General features: G+C 63.3%; 10 protein-coding genes and 1 pseudogene. 7 read left to right on the top strand and 4 right to left on the bottom strand.

The annotated features are described in order from the left end of the window. Positions 1-85 precede the first annotated feature (85 nt). Positions 86-466: pseudogene (locus QZ213_RS21275) on the top strand (hypothetical protein); the annotation flags it as partial. A gap of 102 nt (positions 467-568) precedes the next feature. On the opposite strand, the gene QZ213_RS21280 reads toward QZ213_RS21275, so the two are convergent. After that, entirely contained in the window at positions 569-892 is a 324-nt protein-coding gene (locus QZ213_RS21280) for a GcrA family cell cycle regulator (RefSeq protein ID WP_291688068.1), read from the bottom strand. Positions 893-1,012: 120 nt separating this feature from the next. On the opposite strand from QZ213_RS21280, the gene QZ213_RS21285 reads away from it, so the two are divergent. After that, the gene (locus QZ213_RS21285; RefSeq protein ID WP_291688069.1) at positions 1,013-1,666 is read left to right on the top strand and encodes a class I SAM-dependent methyltransferase; all 654 of its coding nucleotides are present in this window, start codon (positions 1,013-1,015) and stop codon (positions 1,664-1,666) included. A 52-nt stretch (positions 1,667-1,718) separates the two neighbouring features. Here the strand turns inward: QZ213_RS21285 and QZ213_RS21290 are convergent, their stop codons facing one another. Then, complete coding sequence (locus tag QZ213_RS21290; protein WP_291688070.1) at positions 1,719-2,399, bottom strand: SET domain-containing protein; 681 nt, start codon at positions 2,397-2,399, stop codon at positions 1,719-1,721. 155 nt (positions 2,400-2,554) lie between these two features. Between QZ213_RS21290 and QZ213_RS21295 the strand changes: the two genes are divergently transcribed. Further along, complete coding sequence (locus tag QZ213_RS21295; protein ID WP_291688071.1) at positions 2,555-3,202, top strand: hypothetical protein; 648 nt, start codon at positions 2,555-2,557, stop codon at positions 3,200-3,202. Between the two features lie 2 nt (positions 3,203-3,204). On the opposite strand, the gene QZ213_RS21300 is transcribed toward QZ213_RS21295, so the two are convergent. After that, complete coding sequence (locus QZ213_RS21300; RefSeq protein WP_291688072.1) at positions 3,205-3,879, bottom strand: TetR/AcrR family transcriptional regulator; 675 nt, start codon at positions 3,877-3,879, stop codon at positions 3,205-3,207. 151 nt (positions 3,880-4,030) lie between these two features. Between QZ213_RS21300 and QZ213_RS21305 the strand changes: the two genes are divergently transcribed. The 4 genes from QZ213_RS21305 (at position 4,031) to QZ213_RS21320 (ending at position 7,407) form a co-directional block, all read left to right on the top strand. Then, a complete protein-coding gene (locus QZ213_RS21305; RefSeq protein WP_291688073.1) occupies positions 4,031-5,434 on the top strand; it encodes a carotenoid oxygenase family protein in 1,404 nt (467 codons plus the stop codon). Positions 5,435-5,709: 275 nt separating this feature from the next. Then, positions 5,710-6,282, top strand: a complete 573-nt coding sequence (locus QZ213_RS21310) for a hypothetical protein (protein ID WP_291688074.1) — start codon at positions 5,710-5,712, stop codon at positions 6,280-6,282. A 163-nt stretch (positions 6,283-6,445) separates the two neighbouring features. Further along, entirely contained in the window at positions 6,446-7,006 is a 561-nt protein-coding gene (locus tag QZ213_RS21315) for a septation protein IspZ (RefSeq protein ID WP_291688075.1), read from the top strand. Positions 7,007-7,110: 104 nt separating this feature from the next. Then, positions 7,111-7,407 (top strand): hypothetical protein, encoded by a 297-nt coding sequence (locus QZ213_RS21320; RefSeq protein WP_291688076.1) that lies wholly within the window; start codon positions 7,111-7,113, stop codon positions 7,405-7,407. 183 nt (positions 7,408-7,590) lie between these two features. Here QZ213_RS21320 and QZ213_RS21325 read toward each other — a convergent pair. After that, a partial coding sequence (locus tag QZ213_RS21325) for a fumarate hydratase C-terminal domain-containing protein (protein WP_291688077.1) occupies positions 7,591-7,753 on the bottom strand: 163 nt, incomplete at its 5' end.

A 7,753-nucleotide genomic window follows, 5' to 3' on the forward strand; every position in this document is an offset into this window, starting at 1 on the left:
CCATTACCTGCGACGTAATCGAATTGCGGATCGGACCGGTTGATCTTCGGGCTTCTCCAGTCCTCTCAACCAAGGAGACTTGACCATGATCCATCCATCCCTGTTTCTGCGCCGTGCCATTCTGGCTGATGCCACCTTCAGCGGCGCATCGGCCGTGCTGCTTACCCTCGGCGCCGGCGCGCTTGCGCCGCTGCTCAACCTGCCCGAAGCGCTGTTGCGCGAAACCGGGCTGTTCCTGATCGCCTACGCCACACTGGTCGGCTGGCTCGGCGCGCGCCAGGCGATGCCGAAGCCGCTGATGGTGATCGTGATCGCGGGCAATGCGGCGTGGACTCTTGCCAGCATCGCGCTGCTGTTCTCCGGTGAGATATCGCCGAACCTGCTCGGCGAGGCCTTTGTCGCGGCCCAGGCGATTGCGGTCGGCGCCCTCGCCGAGCTGCAATATACCGGCCTGCGCGAAGCGGCGGCGTGGCCGGGGCCTAAAGATCGTTACGAACTCGAGCGAGGCAATCCGGTGTCTGGATTGCTTCGTCGTGGCGCCAATCACGGAGCGCGCATTGGCGCGCCGTCAGCTCGTATTCCTGACCGCTTCGGCCAGCATGGCGTAAAGCTGGCGCTTGGTGAATTCCTTGGGCTTCCCCGCTGATACCTTCCGCGACACCTTCTTTGCCACCGGGCTGGCACAGGCAGCCAACGCCGGTATGCGCTTCGGCACCGGCCTTATCTGGGGTTTTGCGGTTGGCGGCTTGTGACCACGCTTCAGGCCCAAACGAGTCAGCTTCGCACAGACCGCGTTGCGGCTATATCCGAGACGACGCGCGATCTGCTCGGCGCTCTGCCCAACGGTCCAGAGTTTCGTGAGCAGCGCTACGTCTTTCGCATCCCAACTCATGGGAGGTACTTATACGCCGATTGCCGACGATAGGCTAGTCGTTGCTCGCGCGTCTTCAGCCAACCATTAATCTCGCCGTCGATGCAGTGTATGGTGGCGACAACTCGATGACTCCTCGCCATGACGGGAAGCCAGACGTTCGGGAGGCGCCATGTGGTGCAGGTGAGCGGCACGGAAGGCTATGCCGAAGAGGCCGACGAACTCTTCAAGCAGTATGAAAGCATTGCCTTCGCCGATGCGCACCGAACCGTGCTGCACCTGATCCCGACAATGCCGGGCCGTGTCCTCGACATCGGGTCCGGCACCGGGCGCGATGCGGCGTGGTTTGCCGGCCGGGGACACTCCGTAGTCGCCGTCGAGCCGACCGTTGCGATGCGGTTGCCTGCGATGGCGCTGCATCCATCGCCTCGGATCGATTGGCTCAACGACAGCCTGCCGGATCTGGCGCTTCTGCTATCGCGCGGCGAAACCTTCGACCTCGTGATGCTGACCGCGGTCTGGATGCATCTCGACCAAGCGCAGCGCCGGCGCGCGATGCCCAACCTTGCTTCGCTGGTGCGGGCGCGCGGCACCATCATCATGAAGATCCGGCACGGGCCCGTGCCGCCGGGACGGCGCATGTTCGAGGTATCGGCGGAGGAGACGATCAATCTGGCGCGGATGCAGGGCCTGCATCCCGTTTTGAACGTCCGCACGGAGTCCAGCCAGGAGCGCAACCGCCACGCCGGCGTCAGCTGGATCAATCTGGCATTCGTGAAGGGGAAAGCACCTTGATAGGCCGAGCCGTTGGCTCGCCATGCAATGACGCATCGAGGGAAACGCCGGATTAAGCCGAAGCCCGGCTTTCCTGGGCTGGCTTGCCCCGGGCCCTCGCGAAAATCCCGGACTTCGCTCCCGTAACCGTGTCCGCCACGGCTTTCCCGCCATGGCCATTCATCGGCTTGCCATTGGCGTGCTTTGCCTTGCCGTTCAGCTTGTGCTTCGCCAGCTTCTTCTCGGCCTTAGCAGCCTCTTTTTCGGCCTTCTTCAACGCTTTCCGCTCTGCCCTGGCCTTCAGGCGCAGCCGCTCGGCCCGCGCCTCGGCGCGCTGCTTCTTGCGCTTCTTCTCGCAAGCATCGCATTTGCAGCCGATCGGCTTCAGGTACGCCTTGAAGTAATCGGTGCCGTAATCGTAGTTGATCTCCTCGCCGGGCTCGATGTTCTTGATGGCGCGGATCACCACCTTGCGCTTGCGCGGGTTGACGTCGGATTCCGCGTTCGGCTTGCAGGCGTGGTTGATGTAGCGGGCGATGTTCTTGCGCACCGAGCCGTCGATGGTCCAGCGGTTGTTGAGCTCGAACAGATATTTGTTCTCGATCGCGTCGTCCTTCTTTTTCCGGGAATCCAGCAGCGGCCCGAAATAGCGGACGATTTTGGTGCCCTTCTTGATCGGTTTGGTGGCGAAGAGGCCAAGCCCGGTGCGGGAACGTCCGACGCGATACGGTTTTTTCGGCGAAATGGCAGGCATGATCGATAAGACAACTGCACGCTAGTGAGAGGGAGGTTGCGACGGCGCTGTTCTAGGACGATTCCGGACCAATGTCAGGCTTTTCGCGCGGTTTGTCTGAACCTTCCCCAGCTTGCGCGCGTCGAACACCGGGTTCCGCAACGGAGACGGCTCGCATGAAGCGCATTTCACTTCGCCGCCTCGCCAAACGCAGGCATCTTGCGTCGGGAATCGTGCTGGCATTGTCGATTTGCGCTAGCTTCTGCCCGATTTCCAAGGGCAGCGCCCAAACAATCGGCAGCTTCTACACCTCGACAGCGCCCAAAGACTGTCGCGTCAAAAGCGCCGGCAACGGGGTGGACGATTCCACGATACGGATCTGCCCGGGCAAGGCCGGTTTCGTGGTGGTCGTCAGCGAGGACGATCTGCGCGAAACCGTCTCGATCGGCAGCAGCCGCGCCGCCGCGGACAAGGAACCGGCGGCGGCGGCTTCCTTCGGACCCTTCAACTCGACCACCCCTACGGTCGAATGGCGGGCCCAAGACGGCGAACCCTTCGCCATCATCCAGCGCTGGCACATCGCCGATACTGCCGACGAGAACCAGAACGGCCGGCCCACCGCCAAACCGACGCTGGTGGTGACGCGGCTGCCACCCGGCGCCGTGTGCCATGTCGCCTATGTCGACGTGAAGGCCAACCCCACCGCCAATGAGCTCGCCCGCAAGGCCGCCGACGAACTCGCGCGCGGCTTTAGATGCGGCAAGGACGAGGTGCAGGTGATCGGCGACAGCGGCCGCGCGGTCGAGCTGGCGGTCCGGCGCTGAGATTACGCCATCGGCACCTGCCCGATCGCGCGCTTCAGCATGGCATCCAGCAGCATGCCGGCATCGGTGCCTTTCGGCAGCCGGTCGAGGATGTCGCTTAGCCGTCCGTCGAGCAGCAGCATCGTAAAACCATGCACCAGCGACCAGGCGCGGGCGATGTCGGCCGCCTGACCGAGCGACAGCGCCTGCTCCGAAATCTGTTCCTGACGGCTGTCGCCGATCGAGCCAGCCAGCCCTGCGAACGAGGCGTTGGCGGCCTCGCATAGCGAAGGCCGCGTCATGTCGAGCCGCTCGGTGCGGAACATCAGCCCGTACATGCCGGGATGCGCCTGCGCGTAGGCGACATAGGCTCTGGCCCGCGCCATCTTCTTCTCCAGGGGGACGGTGGCCGAAGCGCCGGCGGCCGACATCGCGGTGTTGAACTGGCGAAAGCCGATCGCGGCGAGTTCGCTGACGAGCCCGGTGAGGTCGCCGAAATGATGGGTGGGCGCGGCATGCGACACCCCCGCCTCGCGCGCCACCGCGCGCAGCGTCAGGCCGGCGAGCCCGTCGCGTTCGAGTACCCGTTCGGCGGCTTTGAGCAACCCGTCGCGCAGCGCGCCGTGATGATAGGGCGTGTTTTCGCTTGCCGCGGCCGCCCTGGACCCGCTGCGTTTTCGCGGCGCGCGCGAAGGCACGGTTGCAGCTCGGTCGACGCGAGTCCGCGCCGTAGTCGCTTTTCTTGCCATTCCAGCCCCATAGATCACGATTTTGACACTGTAAAGATTTCGCTTGACGGACGCAAGCCGTATCTTTACGCCGTAAAGATCAAAACCAGGGAGCGAACCGATGCCTGAGGCAGTGGCGACCAGGACGGCCCGGACCAATCTGGCGCCGATCCCGATGGAATGCGATGCGCCGTTTCTGAAAATCGTCGGCGAATTGCCGCGCGAGCTCAATGGCACACTCTACCGCAACGGGCCCAATCCGCAATTCGACTCGCCGGGCGCGCACTGGTTCGTCGGCGACGGGATGCTGCACGCCTTTCACCTCGAGAACGGCCGCGCCAGCTACCGCAACCGCTGGGTCCGCACCCCCAAATGGCAGGCCGAGCATGACGCCGGCCGCGCGCTGTTCGGCGGCTTCGGTCGCAGGCTGCCCGACACGCCCGCCTCGGTGACGCAGGACGGCGGCGTCGCCAACACCAACATTATCTTCCATGCCGGACGCCTGCTGGCGCTGGAGGAAGCCCATCTGCCAACCGAGATCGAGCCCGGCACGCTGACGACGCGCGGATATTGCAACTATGGCGGCGGCATCGCGGGCCCGTTCACGGCGCATCCCAAGATCGATCCGGTCACCGGCGAGATGGTGTTCTTCGGCTACAATGCCGCGGGACCGCTGACCCCTGCCCTGTCCTTCGGATCCGTCAATGCGTCGGGCGCGGTGACCCGCTTCGAACGATTCGAGGCGCCCTATGCCAGCATGGTGCACGACTTCATCGTCACCGAACATCACATGCTGTTTCCGATCCTGCCCATTACCGGCAGCATGGCGCGCGCGATGGCCGGCCAGCCGCCCTACGCCTGGGAACCGGACAAGGGCGCCTATGTCGGCGTCATGAAGCGCCATGGTTCGGCCGCCGATATCGTCTGGTTCCGCGCCGAGAGCTGCTACGTCTTCCATGTCATGAATGCCTGGGAACACGGCAACCGTATCGTCGCCGACGTCATGCAGTTCGAGGAAGCCCCGCTATTCCCCCACCCCGACGGCCGGCCGACCTACCCGGACAAGTCGCGCGCGCGGCTGTGCCGCTGGACCTTCGATCTCTCTGGGAATACCGACCGCTTCACGCAAACCTATCTCGACGATTTGACCGGCGAATTCCCGCGCATCGACGAACGCCGTGCCGGTCTTGCGAGCCATCACGGCTGGTACGCCTGCGCCAATCCCCAACTGCCGATGTTTGGCGCGCTGTCCGGCATCGTGCATGTCGACGGCAAGGGCGCGCGGCTCGGCAAATATCACTTGCCCGCCGGCGACACCATCTCCGAGCCGGTCTTCGTCGCCCGCGGCGGCGATGCCGCCGAGGGCGATGGCTGGCTGCTGGCCGCGGTCTGGCGCGCCGGCGAAAACCGCAGCGATCTCGCGGTCTTCAACGCCACCGACGTCGAGGCGGGTCCGGTAGCGCTGGTGCAGCTCGGACATCGGGTGCCCGACGGCTTTCACGGCAATTGGGTCGGCGCGGCGTGAGTAGCTGCGGAAACAATGCGGGCGTTTCGAAGCCGGGAGTCATTCCGAAGCATCGCGGAGCGGTGAACCCGACAATCTCCGGATTCCGGGTTCGCGCTGGCCCGCGACCCGGAATGACGACAAATAAGGCGAGCTATGGCGAATAAGCCATTGCAAATACGATCAATAATCCACGCCCTCACATTATTTTGACACTGTAAAGATTTCGCTTGACCCCTGCGCATGTCGTCTCTATGGTTATCTTGACAGTGTAAAGATGGCCTCGTGAGGCTGCCATGATGATTTTCCTGATCCTTGCCCCCTATGGCGCATTCGCGGCCCTGATGCTTTTCGCATCGGCGGCGGCAAGCCTGTTCGTTTCCGCCGCGATCTGCCTGGGCGTGGTCGTGCTCGACGTCGTCAAGGGCCGCTCGATCAAGATGCTCGGCGCGGGCTCGGCGATCCTGTTCGCCGCCCTGGGCTGCTACGTCACGCTGGTCGATACCAGCGTGAGCAGCACGGCAGTGAAGCTGACGGTCGACACCGGCGTGCTGGCGATCTCGCTGATGTCGCTTCTGATCCGCCGGCCGTTCACGCTGCAATATGCCCGCCAGGTGGTCGATGCCGAGACCGCGCAATTGCCGGGCTTTCAGAAAGCCAACTACGTCATCACCTGGGCGTGGACCGCCGCCTTCCTGCTGATGGTGCTGGCCAATGTTCTCCTGATCTATCTGCCGGGCCTGCCGTTGTGGGCTGGAATCGCGATCGCATTCGCCGCCCGCAACACCGCGATCTATTTTACCAAATGGTATCCGGGGTATCATCGGGCAAAATTCGCTGTACCGGGTGCTTCGGCAAACGCGGTATAGGATCGTCGCTGCAAGCAGCATCCGATGCCGTCATTCTGGATTCGATGCTTCGCATCGCCCCGGAATGACGGACTCAAAATCGCTCGTCACTTCCGCCTTTGCTCTTTAAGCTTCAGCGGACAGATTACGCCTCGCAATGACGAAATGGACTTGAGGGGGAGGTATGAAGGACGTATTCGCCAGGCTCGCAACCGACTTCCTCTCCGCTATCGTGTTCCTGGTGCTGTATCTGTCCACCGGCAACGTGGTGCTGGCGACATCGGTGGCCATCGCCGGCGCGGTGGCGCAGGTGGTATACGCCCGCGTCAAGGGAAAGCCGCTCGGCTTCATGACCTATGCGAGCCTCGGACTGGTGATCGTGCTCGGCGCGGCGACGCTGCTGACCAACGATCCCCGCTTCGTGCTGGCAAAGCCCTCGATCGCGCATTTCGCGATCGCCGCCATCATGCTCAAGCGCGGCTGGATGCTGCGCTACATGCCGCCGATCGTGTCCGAGACCATTCCGGAATATGTCACGGCGGCAGGCTACGCCTGGGCGGCGCTGATGCTGGTGCTCGGCCTCGGCACCATCGCCGTGGCGTCGACCGGCGATCTCAAGCTGTGGGCGTTCTATGTCTCGGTGGTGCTGATCGGGGTGAAGCTTCTGGCCTTCGGCCTGCAATATCTTGCATTTCGCCTGATCGTCACAAACCGGATTCGCGCCGCCAGGGCCCCAGTGGTTTGAGACCATTGGGCACGGGCTTCGAGATGCGCTATACCGCCGCCGGAGCGATCCTCGATCCCAGAACCATTCCGGTTTTGCGAAGAAAAGCCTTAAGGAGACATTAGATGGCCGTGGACGGAAGCTGGAATATCGTCATGAGCACCCCGATGGGCGAGCGCAACGCGACGCTGACCGTGAAGAGCGCCGGCGGCGCGCTGACGGGCACCCAAGGCGCCGAAGGTCAATCCGGCGAGATTTTCGACGGCACCGTCAGCGGCGACGACGTCGCCTGGAAAATCTCCATCACCAACCCGATGCCGCTGACGCTCGCCTTTTCCGGCAAGGTTTCCGGCGACAGCATGTCCGGCGAGATGGGCATCGGCCCGATGGGCAGCTTTCCGTTCACGGGAACCAGGGCGTAAGTCATTCTGCTGGTCGTCCCGGCGAACGCCGCTTCAATACGTTAGATCGTCATACGCGGGCTTGACCCGCGTATGCATCCTCTTCGAACAGTGATGGATGGCCGGGTCACAGGCGAGCGTAAGCGACGCCGTCCTTTGGACAGCTATGCCCGGCCATGACAACGCGAAGGTATCGCCTCCCCCTCACCCCAGATTCAATTCCTTGAAGAAGTCATTGCCCTTGTCGTCGATGATGATGAAGGCAGGAAAATCCTCGACCTCGATGCGCCAGATCGCTTCCATGCCGAGTTCGGGATATTCCACCACCTCGACCTTCTTGATGCAGTGCTCGGCGAGGTTCGCCGCC

Source organism: Bradyrhizobium sp. (genome assembly GCF_017881085.1).
Taxonomy (GTDB): domain Bacteria; phylum Pseudomonadota; class Alphaproteobacteria; order Rhizobiales; family Xanthobacteraceae; genus Bradyrhizobium.